This window comes from Virgibacillus natechei (assembly GCF_026013645.1).
Classification (GTDB): domain Bacteria; phylum Bacillota; class Bacilli; order Bacillales; family Amphibacillaceae; genus Virgibacillus_L; species Virgibacillus_L natechei.
Window position 1 is genome coordinate 779,259 of sequence record NZ_CP110224.1, and the last position, 14,746, is coordinate 794,004.

Genomic DNA, 14,746 nt, shown 5'->3' on the forward strand with positions numbered 1-14,746 from the left:
GATTTTGGTGAAGAGCCTAAATATGAATAGACAAATTATATCTTTGTTAAAAAATGAAGTTTTTAAGGCTATTTTTATTTAATAGTAATGCAAATAAATATTAACGCTGTTGCTATACCTCGTCCAATGAAAGTAATAAATTGTTTCCGCAAGTGCGGACTGTAATTTCAAAAAAATGTGAGCATTTTTAAGCTATGCGGACAAAGTGCTAATTATAGTGTATAAAAGGATGATATTTAATGAAAGAAAAAACACCTCTCGTTTTTTATGGGACAATAATCGGGTTAATTTCTTTTGGAGTAGTTTTGTTTGGATTATCTCTAGGGGCTACTCCTTTTTTTGTGTTGGTACTTGCTGCATTAACTATATATCTCTCTTCTAAGTTTTTGCCGGATTTATGGGCTTCTATTATAATGGCAGTAGTGACTGTCATTTGTATTCATTATTTATTTCAACTGTGGAGTCTCACCATTACATTGCTTTGTTACTGGATCTTTTTAATCTTAGCTGATTATATGATCAAAAATAAAAAGTGGTCGAGAATAGCAATTATAGTTGTAACCATAATATTTTTCGTAATCCTATTTTTCCTAGCTATAACTCTAGCATTGCATTAAACTACGCCAATCTTTAAATATTTTGTACTTTTAAAATGCTACAACCTATAAAGATAATTTGTATATCTCAACTATCCAGAAGTTGGGTCAATTCGTGTCAAACTGGTTATGCTTTGTTTCTTGTTGTTATTGTTTAATTTCAAATTGCAAAAACCAAATGTCATTTTACTTATAGTTAGTGCTATAGTGTGTGTAAATAAGACCGGGGAATAAATTGCATCAAAAGTTTATTTAAGTGATATCGATATCCATAGTGATTTTTTCTCTATTAGTTATCTATTTCCCATATTGCTCTTACCTGATTATTGGCTAATAAGGTTAATTTTTGTATTATCTTTGTTCTCGGTAGTTGTGCTTGGAGTGTGTAAGTAACCATAAGAAGATTAGATTTACTTAACAAAAAAGGAGTTAAATGAAATGGATATTCTACCAATTGGAAGTGTTATACGTCTAAAAGATGGAGATGTAAAATTAATGATCTTAAATAGAGCTCCTTTATATAATAAGGATGGAATAATAGGCTATTTTGACTATTCAGCCTGTATGTATCCAGCTGGACAAGTGGAAGAGCAGGTGCATTTCTTCAATAACGAAAATATCGAGGAAGTATATTTTGAAGGTTATAGAGATGAACAGGAAGAGTTATTTCAAGAGCAATATGAAGAGAAGATGAAAGATGTTAGCTATCCTAAATTTACGGTCGATGACTAGAATTTTCGTGTGAAATCTCAATAAACCCTTATACATTGCAGGGCAGGAGCACACGAAGTTCATGTGATTGATCCACAGCCAACACGTTAATCAAGTATATAAAAAGCAAGAAATATAGAACTTAAATTTAGAAATTAATCAGTATAAAGTGTAACGAAGCAACGCGGAATAAAGTGATGGTAGTATAGATTTTAAAGTACAACGAAGAAATTTTGAAAAATAGTACTGAAATATCGCGATATTTTATTAGCTAAATGAATAGTAGAAGTTCCTTATTCATTCTTGGTTATAGCTGGTGATATAATACAATTTTGTAATACCCTTATTTTTTAGTAAAAATAAAATTGGGTGATTGCAACATATTGGAAAGTAAAACTTTAGATGCATTACTTTATATAAGAGAGTATAGATATTTATTAGAGAGGTGGAGAAATTTGAAGAAATGGTTTTTAGTACTTGTAGCTAGTGTAATAGCAATTGTGCTTGCGGCATGTAATGATTCAGCAGATCCAACAGATAATTCGAGCAAGGATAATGAGATTGATTTGACAGCTGAGGAAGTCTACTCCAGGGCGTTAGAGACTTCTGAAGATATGGGGAGTGTCGAAGCAGCGATTAATATGAAACAGGAAATTTCTGACGCAGAAGATGGTACGATTATAGAAAATACAGACAGTGATATAAATATGCAAATCATACTGGATCCATTTGCAATGCATATGAAAGAAACAAGCAATATGGAATTGGAAGGAATAGGTGGGGATATTCCTGCAATGGATACAGAAATATACTTTGTTGATGACGGTATGTACATATATAATGATTATAGTGGAAATGATGGCGATTGGATGAAAAAAGTGGGTATTTCAGAGGATATGATGGAGGAAATGTCTGGTAAGCATCCAGACCCAAATGAACAGTTAAAAGAGATTCAAAAATATGCGAATGACCTTTCCATTGAACAATTAAATGATGAAGTTATATTAAAACTGGATGCTGACGATGAGAAGTTTAATGATTTTGTTGAAAAAATGGTTAAAGACAACCTGACCGAAGATGTCCTTGCCCAACTCGGTGAGGAAGTACAGACAGCTTTGCAAAGTATGGATGTTAATAGTATGTCATTAGAAATTACCCTTGATAAAGAAACATTTGAGTTGAAAACCTACAATATGGATATGGAAATGACAATGGAATCCGGCGGGGAGAAAAATAATATCGTGCAAGGCATGGAGTCCGAGTATTCCAATGTTAATAACGTTGACCCAATCGAGGTACCAGAAGATATTCAAGATGAAGCTATTGCTCAATAAAAGATACATATTTTAATAAGACATACATCTCATGTGGAGGTGTATGTCTTGATTTAGCAAGAGAGTTTAATTCATTTAGCGGATTTATATCTAAAAGGTAGTTAGCGAAGGGGATACGATGATAGTGGCAGCCAAAACTGTCGAATGAGCGTTGGCGTTTTTTTAGCTCTGTTTTAATCGATGCAAGTGCACTCATAGAATGTGCACGGTCCAGGTTTGTGATGGTTCTAAGTAAATGCGGCACGTTTTTGAATAAATTCGCCATACCGCCACCTTTATAGTCAATAAGTAGAAAGGCAACTTCATAGGGATGAAAATTCACCGCAAGTCATGACTGTATGATTTCGGATTTACCGGAGCCGGTTGTACCTGCGACCAAAGTGAACCATATTAATCAATATCAAAAGCTGTTTAAGCAGGGAGAAGCCAGTGAAGCCATGCCACATCTATTCCTGATTTCAGATGAATTCGCCGAATTGAAATCAGAGCAGCCGGATTTCATGAAAGAAACTTGTTTCTACTGCCAGAATCGGGCGTTCACTCGGTATTCACCTTATCCTGGCAACACAAAAGCCTGCATTCTAAAGAATATGCTGGCAGTTCAAAGTTTCAGAAACCTTAAGGGAGGACACTGATGAAGTGACAAAGGCAAAGTGGGAGGGCGATCAGGAGAATCAGTTTATAGCAAAGTATAACTCCTATGGGGTTCTTGTAGGAATCTATGACTCTGATACAAGTAAAGCAAAAAATCAAATTGATGAAGATCTTGAGGTGGCAAGACAGGAAAAGGCTCAAGCAGATATGGGGCTGGAAAGTCTGCAAAGTACTCTGAATGGTATAGAATCTGATATCAAAGTGGCGAAGGAGGATTCATAAGTATGGCTGAAGAAGTTGGTATTAAAATCAGTGAATTCAACTCGAATATTTCCAATCTAAGATCGGCAGTTTCCAGTATTAATAGCAGCATCAAGTTAACCCGGGAATTTGAAAAAACGGATCTTAAGCCATTTATGGATGATCTGGAAACAACGATTGAAGCCATCAAGTTGTTAGAAAGATATAAGCAGATGATAGATTCCGACATTCAAGCGCTGGAGAATGTCGGCAAAGAAATGGTAGAAAATGATGAGCAACTGGCTAAAGTAAGTGGCCCGCAACCAATGCGTGCTTAAAGGGGGGTAACGAATGGAGAATAAAGTGGATATATCCGAGGTAACCGATTTTTCGAATGACTTGCAAGAAGCTTCCGCAGATTTTCGATCCCAGTTAGACAAAGTGCAAGAAAGTATTGAAGCGATTAATGGTATGAGCTCCTTTTCCGGAAAGGCGGCAAAGGAAGCGAAAAACTATTTTGGTGAAATGCACATAACCATATTGGAATCGTTTAAAGGATTGTTTGATGATCTTGAAGCAAATTTGGAGCAGCATATGGAGGCATTCAGGTCCGAAGTAGATGTTAGTGAGTCTGCCGTCATTAAGAGTACTTATTTGCAAGATGTTCAAGAAGACATTAATGAAGTGTTTGAGGATTTGGAGAAACAGGACGAGATTATCCATGATACAATTCAAGAGGTGTCCGATATTTCCTCTGCTACTCCTCCTTCATTTTCGGATGTAAATGAGTACAAAAACAAGACGATTAAGAAACTGAAGGAAGTGGATGAAGACTTAGCTTCGTTCAACAATAAAGGTGATGAAACAGATGTGAAAGCGATCATGAACCAGATTGAGACAGCTATGACTAATGCGAAATCGAGTGAAGGGAAAGCGCGGTTTGCGGATTTTGAAGGGGCTTCTCAAGGTAGTGTGTTGGCGGAGTTGCGGGGTTATAATGAGGGTAAGAAAGAAGAACGAAAAGAAGAGATTGAAAAAGCGAGGGAAGCAAAGGATGCAGAATCAAAAAATTTAAATGATGAAGCGGCAGACATATTAAATATGGCGTTTAATGATTTAGAAGAGGGAGAAATAGACAGGCAAAAATACATGAATGTTCTGAACGGACTTAAGAACTTTGACAAAGATGTTAGCGAAGGTAAGGAAGACATCGAAGTTTCACCGGAACTCATTGATTATATAAATGAAAATGAAAACACGGATGATGTTATAGATACTTCTGGAAAAATGACAAAACATGGAATAACGGCTGCTACTTTTTTAAAAGCATATGGCTTATACAAAGAAGGATTTGAAATTAAGAAATATGAGACAAAAGGGAAACAAATGATCCGGTATAGAGTGCATAATCCTGAGACTGCGGGTATGAGTAAATCGACTAAACGAGATACTAAAATATATGATAAAAAGTATGTGAACCAACAGGTGAAGAGAGGAAAGTCTGGAGATAAAATACCTATTGCAGATAAAGTGAACGCTAAGGCAGGAGCTGTAAGTGGACTAAAAACGAAAGCTGGTTGGTTAGGTGTTGCAATTGATACAGGATTGAATGTAAAAGACAATATAGAAGATGGTGAGTCTGCCCAGAGAATAGTTGGTGATGCAGGTGTTGATGTCGGCATTGGTGCGGTGTCATTAGCCGGAGCCGGAGCCGCTGCAGCATTTGCGGTAGGTACTATTGGGGCACCAGTATTAGCAGGTGCAGCCGTGGGAATTGGAGCATCTTATGTGATTTCCGGTTTGGCGGGAATAGAGATTGGTGGAAAAAGTGTCACTGATCATGTTAAAGATGGTGTTCAAGGTGTCGCTAATGGTGTCAAAAGTGGTGTGGAAACAGTTGCAGGTTGGTTTAAATAAGTTATATATATGAATAAGTTTTTATAAAAAAGGAGGAAAAGATGAAAATAGATCCAGAAACTAGACACCAGAACCTAGCTCAACATGTTAAGCAACAATTAGAATTTATCTCTGTAGAGGATGTTAGATCGTCCGTAATAGTAATGGTCCTTGTTATATACGATGCGCCTTTACTTTTAGGATTATTAAGTATATTTAAACTTGAATTTTTATGGATTGTCTCGCCTTTTATTCTTATCCTTCATTTATGGGGGATAAGACTTATTATCAAAAATCCTTATTCTACACAGTTTGAAATGATTTTATTTATGGGGATATGGGGTTTGTTCGGGGCAATTTCCTTTTTTGTTATGGTACAGGGAATGTCGTATTATACGCTTCATATTACCTCTGTCTTTTACTATATCATTATAAATTTGACGGCTATCCTGTTGACGTATATCCTGGTAAAATACCAAATTGATAAATATGCTGGTGACCCTACGAAGGAAAAGAAAAGTGGAAACCAATCAAAATATTTGGGGTTATTAACTATTGCCCCGGCAATAGGGTATATTTTAGCTCAAAGTGTACAAGAAACGGTTGTTTTAAAACATGTTTTCTCATTAATCGTTGTATATTTTTTCGCCATTTTTTTGGTGTATGCAGCAGCAAAGTTTTTACATCGATACTTTTTTATGCGAGAGAATATGGATTATGTAAACTATCATCCGCTTTCCAACAAGGAAAAGAAAAAAATTATTAAACAAGGAGTTGAGATAAAATAATGGAGACACTATTACCAAACGGAACTATAGTCTTATTAAAAGGTGGAAATAAACGCTTAATGATTTATGGAAGAAAACAATTAGTTACAGGTGAGGAAGAGGATATTCAGACTCAGGGAGAGGAAATATCAGAACAAACGATGTATGATTATATTGGTGTTCCATACCCGGAAGGTTATATTAGTCAAGAGTACACTTATGCATTTAGTCATTCGGACATCATCGATATTATATTTCGGGGTTATGAAGATCAGGAAGAAGAGGAGTTCCAAAAAATCTTAAGACAAGTTTAAAAACATTAGAAAAAGAATATGAGTAATAAGGGGAGGAAAAATCTCCAGAAAATATAAAAAGAAGTTAAGTGGATCCATCATGTATTGGGTGACTTTAACTTCTTTTTATATTTTAAACTATTTTGGAATCTTGTAAGGTCTGCTGTAAGTATACCGGATCCGAAATATTCCAAGGCAATAAAAGATGCGCTTATTCAATCAAAGGAGTTTCTAAAGATGCTGATTATGTATAAGGCGGAGGTTGGGAACTTTCAGGTCTAGGGTTCTATTGAGGCTGGCAAGATGATATAGACAATGGAAAGACTGGGGGAGAAGCTTTAACCTAACCCACAATCTAGCAAATTTAGAAGGAAGCGCAGTTGGTGCTGTCGCGCTTGGATGTCAGTCCGGTAGTAGGCTGGGCTGCAGCTGCAGGTATTGGTATTAGTTTCGTTGCAACATTTACCTTTGAATATTTATACGATAATAATATATTTGGTATCCAGGATGGATTAGATAAAGCGGGTCAGAAAATAGATGAATGGTGGAGTGATGGAAAAGAAGCTGTAAGTGACTTTTTTCAGAATCCAGGTGAATCGATTGCAAGTGGATTTGATGCCATCAATCCTCTTACTTAATTATGGAGTTGTATGGAAGGGGAATTTTGAATGAAATGCACCGTGCGACGCACATCTAAAAATTTAAGGTATCGAATACTTACGATAAGAGGAGAGAAATATATCCTGGATATGGGAGGAGCCTCCCTATGGAAAATGTTGTTTCCTTTTTTCTACTGGCTGCTTCCTAATCGCGTGTATAAAGTGGAGAAACCAGAAATTGTCGAACAATTAACAGCTTCCACTGTAAAGGAAAAAATGGGTTCTTCCCAATTTTTATGGACGATTGTAGCGTCGATTATGGCTAGTATTTTAAGTCCTTTAGCCAATTATTTTGAGGTTGATATTCCGATTTATATAAATGTGATTATTGTGGCAATTATTGTTGCTCTCATGTTATTACTGATCTTTTCCGTGAGTCGAATGCTTAAAAAGAAAATGTATCAAATAATAGACCTTAGTCAATTATTTAAGGGTCAGTTATGGATTACGCCTGTTCCATTTAAATTTGTCTTTTTAGTTATATTTATGTATGTTGGCTGTCTTGGATTGGGTGTAATGGGAGCTGCAGCGTATATTCAATATGGTAATTGGCTTATATTGCTGTTCTCAATGATTCTTATATTTGTTGGAATCGTTATGCCCAGTCTTATAACAATAATTGAAGGCAATACAAGGGTCAAGTTCCTGGGCGGCAAAAGGGCAAAAGTTTTTCCGCATAATTAAGCTGCATGGGTTTTCAGGTTGTGAGCGAAAATGAATCAGGAGAGGAGAATCACCATGTTACCAATTGGATCAATTGTATATTTGAGAGAAGGAACTAGTAAAATTATGATCTTGAACCGGGCTCCGATTCTTCCGTCAGAAGAAACGGAAGTTGAGGGGATCTGGTATGACTATTCAGGATGCTTTTATCCGCAAGGTTTGAATCCCAATAATGTTTTCTATTTTAATGAAGGGAATATCGATGAAGTGGTCTTTGAAGGTTTTAAGGATGAAGAAGAGGAGCGTTTCCAAAAACTTTTCCAGGACTGGCAGGAAGAAAATAAATCAAATATCAAAAAGGGAACCGTTACGGGACCGTTGGAATAAAACAAAATGTAATAGTTATTGAAGAAGCATACGAATGATATGCTTCTTTTGTTTAGGGCTTACATATGTCTGATACAGTATCTATCACTCTTGAATGTTCTTTTTGTCAAAACTCTGGAATTAATATAAAACAGGATAGATCCGTATGCTACCAATTCTTTGAATGACTTGCAAGAAGCTTCCGCAGATTTTCGATCCCAGTTAGACAAAGTCCAAGAAAGTATTGAAGCGATTAATGGCATGAGCTCCTTTTCGGGAAAAGCCGCCAAAGAAGCGAAAAACTATTTTGGTGAAATGCACATAACCATATTAGGATCGTTCAAAGGTTTGTTTGATGATCTTGAAGCAAATTTGCAGCAGCATATGGAGGCATTCAGGTCCGAAGTAGATGTTAGTGAGTCTGCCGTTATAAAGAGTACTTATTTGCAAGATGTCCAAGAAGATATTAATGGGGTATTTGAGGATTTAGAGAAACAGGACGAGATCATCCATGATACAATCAAAGAAGTGTCCGATATTTCATCCGCTACTCCTCCATCCTTTTCGGATGTAAATGATTACAAAAACAAGACGATTAAGAAACTGAAGGAAGTGGATGAAGACTTAGCTTCATTCAACAATAAAGGTGATGAAACAGATGTGAAAGCGATCATGAACCAGATTGATACAGCTATGACTAATGCGAAATCGAGTGAAGGGAAAGCGCGGTTTGCGGATTTTGAAGGGGCTTCTCAGGGTAGTGTGTTAGGTAAGTTGCAGGATTATAATCAAGATAAGAAAGAAGAAGTGATGGAAAAGGCCAAGGATGCCAGGGATAGTGTGCTCCAAGACCAGAATAAACCTTCGTCAAGGGATGTTGTAAATAAAGCCTATCAAGAGTTTAAAGATGGGGATATAACTTATGATCAATACACTGCTATATTGAATTCGGTCAAAAATACAAGTGGAAATATAAGTGAAGAAAAGATAAAAGAGAATACAACAGAGAGTTTTATAGAATACTTGGAAGATCATGGTATGCTGGAAGATTATTTAGAGGAACATGAAACAGTTGCGAAATATGTAGTAGATAATATGCCTTCGATGCTTACGAAATATGTTCAGGGTAATGTCCCTATTTTCCTTGAAAAGTTAGGCTATGATAAGCTAAAGTTAGCTGAAAGGTTGATGGAATCTGATAAAATAGCAAGAGAAGTAGCAAATAAAAGTGATCCTAAGTTTACTAGAGAAATCATGGAGACATTAAAAAAGTCTAGTCATTTTTATAAATATGCTGAATATTTAAAAGGATCAGGTTGGATACTTGGAGGTGCGGGCTACATTTATGGCGCCTATGATGATGTTAAAAATAACGGTAAGACGGTAGGGCAAGCGGTTGCTCATGGTGGGACATCACTCGCAATTGCAGTAGGAGCAGGATTGGCCATCTCCCCAGCCGGATGGGCCTTGGCAGCTGGTATAGGACTCACAGTAGCATTTGAATTCTTGTATGATCGCAATGTTTTTGGTCTCCAAGATGGTTTGGACAAAGTAGGCGATAAATTAAGTGAATGGGGAAGTAATGTGGCAGATGCAGTAGGCGAAGCTGTCAAAAATCCTGTGATTGCAGCTATCAATCCTTTTGCTTGATAAGATAACACCGGATGGCACCGGGAAGGATAGGAGATTGTTTTAATGACTGGCGAAGTAAAGCATTTAGCGAACAATGAACGATATCGTATTTTAAAAATTGATGGAGAAACTTACATCATGGACATAGAGGGCTCCTTTTGGAAGATTATTTTTCCCTTTTTATTTTGGTTGCTCCCGAATCACGTGTTTAAAGTTAACAATCAGGCTCTTGTGGAACAGCTGCAGACCGAAAAAATGGAAAGGACAGGAGTGTCCGGCAGAGCTTCCATCATAGGAACCGCCTATGCGGGCGGTGTGTTCTTATCACCATTAATGAATTATTTCGGCGTTCCCATGCCTCCACTGGTCAATATAGCATTGCTGATTCTTGCTTTAATACTGGTAGGTTTATTGTATTTTACCTTTAGTCGTAACCGTAAAAAGAAAATGTATGATGTTGTTGAACTTGAAGGTTTGCCCGGAGATAAATTACGGATTCTACCTAGTTCTATAAAACAGGTTTTAAATGTATTGTTTAGTTATATATTTCTTTTGGGGATTTCTGTATTTTTTTTTCTAGGATACGTTGAATCTGAAAATATTATGGTCTTAATTATTGCATCTGGAGGGATATTAGGATTCTTAATAATCAATCGTAAAGCGGTCAAAGAAGGGACTGCTACCGTGAAGTTTAAAGGATAGAGAAGCAGCATAAGAAAATCTCCCCACATCCTGGTACCTTCGTTGCGCTCAGGCACTCCGCATCCAAGTAATCGTTTACGTGAACTATTATCTCTGATACTCTAATATTTATATTGTGAATTTATGATAAGAGGTGTTATATCTATTGCGAAAGTTATTTTCTAGGAATGTCACGCCAACAAATAAACATAGGCCCCACTGGTGGTTTCTTTCCTTATTTCTTGCCGCTATCATGGTTCTTTTGACGCTATCGTCATGTGCGAGTAATACCGCAGACAAATCTGATGTGGACGGGGTGTCGGACGAGGTTTATGAACAACTTGTGCAGCAATACTTTTTTACATGGACAACGACAGAAATCCTATTGGATGATGATTTTGATGGCAAGAAGACCGACAATAGCTGGATAATTGAACATGAATTATTTGAAGACGCTGAGCAATATGCAAAAGAACATGATGAATCTCATCCTTTTAGTTTTTTCCCTAATCCGCTATTGTATGAGGCGCTTGGTAAAAAAGATTCATTTACAGAAACGGAACAGAAATACATCGAAAAAATGGAAGAATTTTATGAGTCCGCGAGTCGGTTAAATGATATGGATGAATATAAAGCATTACAAAGAGATTTGAAGGACTCGCTAAATATAAAAGATTCCTATAACCCTTTTAGTGAGGTAGAAAAGAAACTGAGTGATTCTTGATAGATTCCTGTAAAATGCGTAGAAACGAAAGGGAATATTGCTCCTGTTAACAACGATTCTTTAGAATATGGAGTGTAATATTAAAGGCATTGAGAGTGGAATATATCATGTCCCGGGAAGCACATATTATGACAGAACAAAAAATGTTTTCGAGTGGTTCTGTTCATCAGAAAAAGCTCGCGATGCCAGATATAGAGCTCGATCCGAAATTTATATGCCGAAGGTGCTTAGATATCGAATAATTCGGAATTATTTGATATCCAGGCAAAATTTTATATTTAGGAGGGATTGTTAACATACATGTTCCGCACTGTTATTATGGGGTAAAGACAATGTTATTCTACTTGTAACCAGAAATGTACGCATTCACTTATACATTAAAAGCATCTAGAAACTCAATATCTCCATACACAAAAAACAGGAGAAGAACCGGTCTTCTCCTACTGCCATATACTTATTAAAAATCAATTCTCCCGGGTTTACCCTTGTTTTTTTCTTCATTATCCTGCGAACCATCCGACATTACATCGAGTGCCGAAGTTTTAAATTCCTTCAAAGTCTGTCCGGCTGCCTTACCAATTTCCGGCAGCTTCTTCGGCCCGAATACAATTGGGGCAACGACTATGATTAGAATCATACTAGTGGAGAATGGTTAAATTATCCACCCCTTCCATGTTATTCCTCCCTTAGATAGAGTAATAGAAAGGGATGAATGATGTTGAAAAAACAAGCAGTTGCGATTGACCTTAGTGATAAACAACATAAAATCCTTGAACAAATGGCTCGCGGTACTCACAGCCCTCTCCATTATATTCAGCGATCTCAAGTTATCCTTAAAGCGGCAGACTGGTTCGGCTTGATTGGCTCTATGATCATGCAGATGATATATGGGAAGCTACAAAAAATTTCGTAGGCGATGCAGTATCAGAAATAACTAATGTTAGGTACAATTTTTGGTTAAAGGTCTGGTGGGGGATAAAACTTTAAAGATACGTTAATAACATTTTATAGAAATAAGGAATATTGAACATGTACAACAAATAAAGGTTTACTATATACACCCTGGCAGTTAGTAAACAATGCACCTCTTTTTGGAAGGTAAAATACTATTCGGTTACAGCGGAAGCGCTGGGGATACTTAGTGATAAGAGTCGTCTGGGGGGGTATTATGGAAAGGAAACAAGCATTATACTTTTATCAACCAAGGATTAAAAACATTTTGATATTAATAATGTGCTCGGTCTTTATGGCATTGGGAGTTGTGGTAGGTGTCTTTGCTTTTAACGAACGGGACTTTTTTATGAGTGGGTTAGGAGCGTTCCTAGCAGTATTTTTTGGATTTTTGATATTTATGTTACTTAAAAGTATATTTGGATCGAAACCTTACCTCATTTTAACGGAAGAAACATTAACGATCGGCGCCTCATCCAAGAACGCCGTTCCCCTAAGATGGGAAGATATCGAAGGGTATGATATACGAAGTGTTGGCTTTAATAAAATCATAGAAATTATGTTGTATGATGAAGAAAAATATCGTGACCAGATGTCCAAAGCCGCCGCATGGTTTAATAAAATGAATGATGTGATGAACTATAGATCGTTCGGGATTGGATGGGGGCAGGTTAAGCGCAAGGACCGGAGCAGATTGGCGCGTGAATTGGACAGACGTATTTTTGAATCCCATGAGCCTCTCCATGAAAATTATGATTCTGTGAATGAAGCTGATAAAACGGAACAAGTTCTCTACAGACAACATGGAATCCGGCGGCAAATGATGTTCGATAAAAAAAGACAAAAGGATCGCAGACAAGTGAACGGTAAATACCTGTTACAATCGTATGGCATCAGTTTGCTTCTGACGGGCGCTGCGTTTCTCATGTTTTATTGGTCAGATGATGATGGAAATACATCTCTGCTTATCGGTTCGTTTATCTTGTATCCTTTCGCAAAAGTAATATGGGATGTTCTCTTGGGATTCCGACTCAGGTATAAAATGGAAGAGGATGAGTCGTCTGTTTCTATATTTTTTTACAGATTCATGTTTTTCATTCACATATTACTATACCTTTTTAGTCTTGTTATTGCGCCATTTGGCATTATTTATTATATTTTTATAGCCGTCCGTCATCAAGCCAGGAAAAGGAGAAGTAGATTAGATACGAAAGCCTCAAGTAAAAAGTCATTTTCGATGCGTTTTGTCATTTTTCCACTGAATGTTTTCGTCATGCAGGCGCTTGCCTTTATTCTGCTCGCCCTGGAAATCGAGAACTTTCTAGTATTAGCAGCCCTTATGTTATACGGTGTCACCTTTTCTGTTTATGTCGCTTTATCCCCTGACAATAGAAGTTACTTTTTAAGTCTGGTTGCGTATTTATGGCGAATCGGCATTTGCTTTTTGATTCAATTTTTTCTATTCTCATGGAACGTGAAAGACGAGTATACCGGAATCGTTGCTTTATTTCTACTTTCGCTTCCACTATTTTTGCTGCCAAGTTACCTCTTTTATTTATGGGGGAAGGGAAGTTTGCGTCGGTTGGTGTATCGTCTGTACGAAATGCGATGGGGGAGTTAGTTAGGGGGAAACAAATTAGTAGTTATTACAGGTGAAAATGAACGATATATAATTACCGATTTCACGATGTGAAAAGCGAGGAGTGGTATCATCGTGGAAATGAAATTAATTCCTTTTTATGTAGAAGCCAATCGCAACAGAATGGGGTATATTTTATTCATTGGTATGAACAGCAGGAAGGTTTATAGGGTATATAATGATAATTATCGTTTTTTTAATAGCGCAAAGTACTGGGTTTATTTTTTCGGGGCTTTTTGGATTCTTAAAACAATAAGTGGTATCAATATCCATATGAACTTCCTTTTCAGTGTGCTTATTCTGCTGGTACTGGGCGGAGTTTCCTTCTGGTTTGGGAATCACTATATATATAATAAAGCATTGAAGAAGATGGATTTAAAAGATGTATATTTAACAAAGGATGAATTTATTGATTATGCCAAAGCTGGCCGTCATAATGCCCGTTTGATCCTAATCATATTATCGATTTGTGTCACTGTTTTCCTTATCCTCATAATCTTGTACCTTGCTGTGCGTTCAATTGATTTATTAATAATTTTAACATTGAATTGAATTATTTCATTATAGGCGGGATAATTCGGTCGATCCCTATACTGCGTCTTCGCCTGAATTATCAAAACAGTTATTTGGAGGAAGTCGCGACTGCAGTGAATGATAAAATGCTGAAATAAAGGTGCATGCATTAAAAATGAAAGACAGTATTAAGAGGTCTGTAGTATTTGAACTCTTCTATTTCAAATACGTTTACTATTTTTATATTGATAGCTTTAATCTTATAGGGGATTTTTCAGAGAATTTTTCTATAAAAAAATCATGAAGATATAAGGTAGGATTGACGTCATTAATACTTGAGGATTATATCGATTTTTTACCCCTATAGAAAGAAATCTTTTGTAATCTTTTTCTTGTTGAATAGGAATAACCTATTATATCTCAGAGAATTTTATCATGCGCTATTATATAGACAAAACAAAAAGGAGATCATCTTAGATGAGTATAG

General features: G+C 36.6%; 18 protein-coding genes and 3 pseudogenes. 19 read left to right on the plus strand and 2 right to left on the minus strand.

All coding sequences use genetic code 11. From position 1 onward, the window contains the following. The first annotated feature begins 239 nt into the window (after window positions 1–239). The 3 genes from OLD84_RS04290 to OLD84_RS04300 all read left to right on the plus strand — a co-directional run bounded on the left by OLD84_RS04290 (window position 240) and on the right by OLD84_RS04300 (window position 2,641). Complete coding sequence (locus OLD84_RS04290) at window positions 240–617, plus strand: hypothetical protein (protein ID WP_209464788.1); 378 nt, start codon at window positions 240–242, stop codon at window positions 615–617. Between the two features lie 417 nt (window positions 618–1,034). Beyond that, the gene (locus OLD84_RS04295; protein ID WP_245301714.1) at window positions 1,035–1,328 is read left to right on the plus strand and encodes a DUF4176 domain-containing protein; all 294 of its coding nucleotides are present in this window, start codon (window positions 1,035–1,037) and stop codon (window positions 1,326–1,328) included. Window positions 1,329–1,762: 434 nt separating this feature from the next. Continuing rightward, on the plus strand, window positions 1,763–2,641 hold the full coding sequence (locus OLD84_RS04300) for a DUF6612 family protein (RefSeq protein ID WP_209464789.1): 879 nt from the start codon (window positions 1,763–1,765) through the stop codon (window positions 2,639–2,641). Window positions 2,642–2,693: 52 nt separating this feature from the next. Here the strand turns inward: OLD84_RS04300 and OLD84_RS04305 are convergent. Then, window positions 2,694–3,020, minus strand: a pseudogene (locus tag OLD84_RS04305) (FtsK/SpoIIIE domain-containing protein); the annotation flags it as partial. Window position 3,021: 1 nt separating this feature from the next. Here OLD84_RS04305 and OLD84_RS19450 point away from each other — a divergent pair. The 13 genes and pseudogenes from OLD84_RS19450 to OLD84_RS04365 all read left to right on the plus strand — a co-directional run. Next, window positions 3,022–3,220: pseudogene (locus OLD84_RS19450) on the plus strand (FtsK/SpoIIIE domain-containing protein); the annotation flags it as partial. Between the two features lie 60 nt (window positions 3,221–3,280). Further along, entirely contained in the window at window positions 3,281–3,517 is a 237-nt protein-coding gene (locus OLD84_RS04310; protein WP_264917280.1) for a hypothetical protein, read from the plus strand. 2 nt (window positions 3,518–3,519) lie between these two features. Continuing rightward, the gene (locus tag OLD84_RS04315) at window positions 3,520–3,813 is read left to right on the plus strand and encodes a TIGR04197 family type VII secretion effector (protein ID WP_264917278.1); all 294 of its coding nucleotides are present in this window, start codon (window positions 3,520–3,522) and stop codon (window positions 3,811–3,813) included. A 13-nt stretch (window positions 3,814–3,826) separates the two neighbouring features. Further along, complete coding sequence (locus tag OLD84_RS04320; RefSeq protein ID WP_209464466.1) at window positions 3,827–5,392, plus strand: T7SS effector LXG polymorphic toxin; 1,566 nt, start codon at window positions 3,827–3,829, stop codon at window positions 5,390–5,392. Between the two features lie 41 nt (window positions 5,393–5,433). Continuing rightward, window positions 5,434–6,159 carry a hypothetical protein gene (locus OLD84_RS04325; RefSeq protein ID WP_209464467.1) on the plus strand — a complete coding sequence of 242 codons (726 nt, stop codon included), beginning with the start codon at window positions 5,434–5,436 and terminating at the stop codon, window positions 6,157–6,159. Then, window positions 6,159–6,452 (plus strand): DUF4176 domain-containing protein, encoded by a 294-nt coding sequence (locus OLD84_RS04330; protein ID WP_209464468.1) that lies wholly within the window; start codon window positions 6,159–6,161, stop codon window positions 6,450–6,452. The genes OLD84_RS04325 and OLD84_RS04330 overlap by 1 nt, the downstream gene beginning before the upstream one ends. A 362-nt stretch (window positions 6,453–6,814) precedes the next feature. Then, on the plus strand, window positions 6,815–7,069 hold the full coding sequence (locus OLD84_RS04335; RefSeq protein ID WP_264917281.1) for a hypothetical protein: 255 nt from the start codon (window positions 6,815–6,817) through the stop codon (window positions 7,067–7,069). A gap of 30 nt (window positions 7,070–7,099) precedes the next feature. After that, window positions 7,100–7,774 (plus strand): DUF443 family protein, encoded by a 675-nt coding sequence (locus tag OLD84_RS04340; RefSeq protein ID WP_209464470.1) that lies wholly within the window; start codon window positions 7,100–7,102, stop codon window positions 7,772–7,774. 54 nt (window positions 7,775–7,828) lie between these two features. Then, window positions 7,829–8,140, plus strand: a complete 312-nt coding sequence (locus OLD84_RS04345) for a DUF4176 domain-containing protein (protein WP_209464471.1) — start codon at window positions 7,829–7,831, stop codon at window positions 8,138–8,140. A 159-nt stretch (window positions 8,141–8,299) separates the two neighbouring features. Beyond that, a complete protein-coding gene (locus OLD84_RS04350; RefSeq protein ID WP_209464472.1) occupies window positions 8,300–9,769 on the plus strand; it encodes a T7SS effector LXG polymorphic toxin in 1,470 nt (489 codons plus the stop codon). 45 nt (window positions 9,770–9,814) lie between these two features. After that, window positions 9,815–10,453, plus strand: coding sequence for a DUF443 family protein (locus OLD84_RS04355; protein ID WP_209464473.1), 639 nt, complete (start codon window positions 9,815–9,817; stop codon window positions 10,451–10,453). A gap of 145 nt (window positions 10,454–10,598) precedes the next feature. After that, complete coding sequence (locus OLD84_RS04360; protein ID WP_209464474.1) at window positions 10,599–11,156, plus strand: hypothetical protein; 558 nt, start codon at window positions 10,599–10,601, stop codon at window positions 11,154–11,156. Window positions 11,157–11,229: 73 nt separating this feature from the next. Beyond that, window positions 11,230–11,355: pseudogene (locus OLD84_RS04365) on the plus strand (sunset domain-containing protein); the annotation flags it as partial. Window positions 11,356–11,613: 258 nt separating this feature from the next. Here the strand turns inward: OLD84_RS04365 and OLD84_RS04370 are convergent. Next, window positions 11,614–11,793: a twin-arginine translocase TatA/TatE family subunit gene (locus OLD84_RS04370; RefSeq protein ID WP_209464475.1), complete on the minus strand. Its 180-nt coding sequence runs from the start codon at window positions 11,791–11,793 to the stop codon at window positions 11,614–11,616. Between the two features lie 75 nt (window positions 11,794–11,868). On the opposite strand from OLD84_RS04370, the gene OLD84_RS04375 reads away from it, so the two are divergent. From OLD84_RS04375 to OLD84_RS04385, 3 genes are all read left to right on the plus strand, one after another. Beyond that, entirely contained in the window at window positions 11,869–12,069 is a 201-nt protein-coding gene (locus tag OLD84_RS04375; protein ID WP_264917282.1) for a hypothetical protein, read from the plus strand. Between the two features lie 255 nt (window positions 12,070–12,324). Next, on the plus strand, window positions 12,325–13,728 hold the full coding sequence (locus OLD84_RS04380) for an STM3941 family protein (RefSeq protein ID WP_209464477.1): 1,404 nt from the start codon (window positions 12,325–12,327) through the stop codon (window positions 13,726–13,728). 93 nt (window positions 13,729–13,821) lie between these two features. Continuing rightward, on the plus strand, window positions 13,822–14,298 hold the full coding sequence (locus OLD84_RS04385) for a hypothetical protein (protein WP_209464478.1): 477 nt from the start codon (window positions 13,822–13,824) through the stop codon (window positions 14,296–14,298). The last annotated feature ends 448 nt before the right edge of the window (window positions 14,299–14,746 follow it).

Excerpts from the sequence above, each read along its gene's own strand:
- OLD84_RS04290 (WP_209464788.1), top strand. The coding sequence starts at position 240 with ATGAAAGAAAAAACACCTCTCGTTTTTTATGGGACAATAATCGGGTTA.
- OLD84_RS04295 (WP_245301714.1), top strand. The coding sequence starts at position 1,035 with ATGGATATTCTACCAATTGGAAGTGTTATACGTCTAAAAGATGGAGAT.
- OLD84_RS04315 (WP_264917278.1), top strand. The coding sequence starts at position 3,520 with ATGGCTGAAGAAGTTGGTATTAAAATCAGTGAATTCAACTCGAATATT.
- OLD84_RS04320 (WP_209464466.1), top strand. The coding sequence starts at position 3,827 with ATGGAGAATAAAGTGGATATATCCGAGGTAACCGATTTTTCGAATGAC.
- OLD84_RS04325 (WP_209464467.1), top strand. The coding sequence starts at position 5,434 with ATGAAAATAGATCCAGAAACTAGACACCAGAACCTAGCTCAACATGTT.
- OLD84_RS04330 (WP_209464468.1), top strand. The coding sequence starts at position 6,159 with ATGGAGACACTATTACCAAACGGAACTATAGTCTTATTAAAAGGTGGA.
- OLD84_RS04340 (WP_209464470.1), top strand. The coding sequence starts at position 7,100 with ATGAAATGCACCGTGCGACGCACATCTAAAAATTTAAGGTATCGAATA.
- OLD84_RS04345 (WP_209464471.1), top strand. The coding sequence starts at position 7,829 with ATGTTACCAATTGGATCAATTGTATATTTGAGAGAAGGAACTAGTAAA.
- OLD84_RS04355 (WP_209464473.1), top strand. The coding sequence starts at position 9,815 with ATGACTGGCGAAGTAAAGCATTTAGCGAACAATGAACGATATCGTATT.
- OLD84_RS04370 (WP_209464475.1), bottom strand. The coding sequence starts at position 11,793 with ATGATTCTAATCATAGTCGTTGCCCCAATTGTATTCGGGCCGAAGAAG.
- OLD84_RS04375 (WP_264917282.1), top strand. The coding sequence starts at position 11,869 with ATGATGTTGAAAAAACAAGCAGTTGCGATTGACCTTAGTGATAAACAA.
- OLD84_RS04380 (WP_209464477.1), top strand. The coding sequence starts at position 12,325 with ATGGAAAGGAAACAAGCATTATACTTTTATCAACCAAGGATTAAAAAC.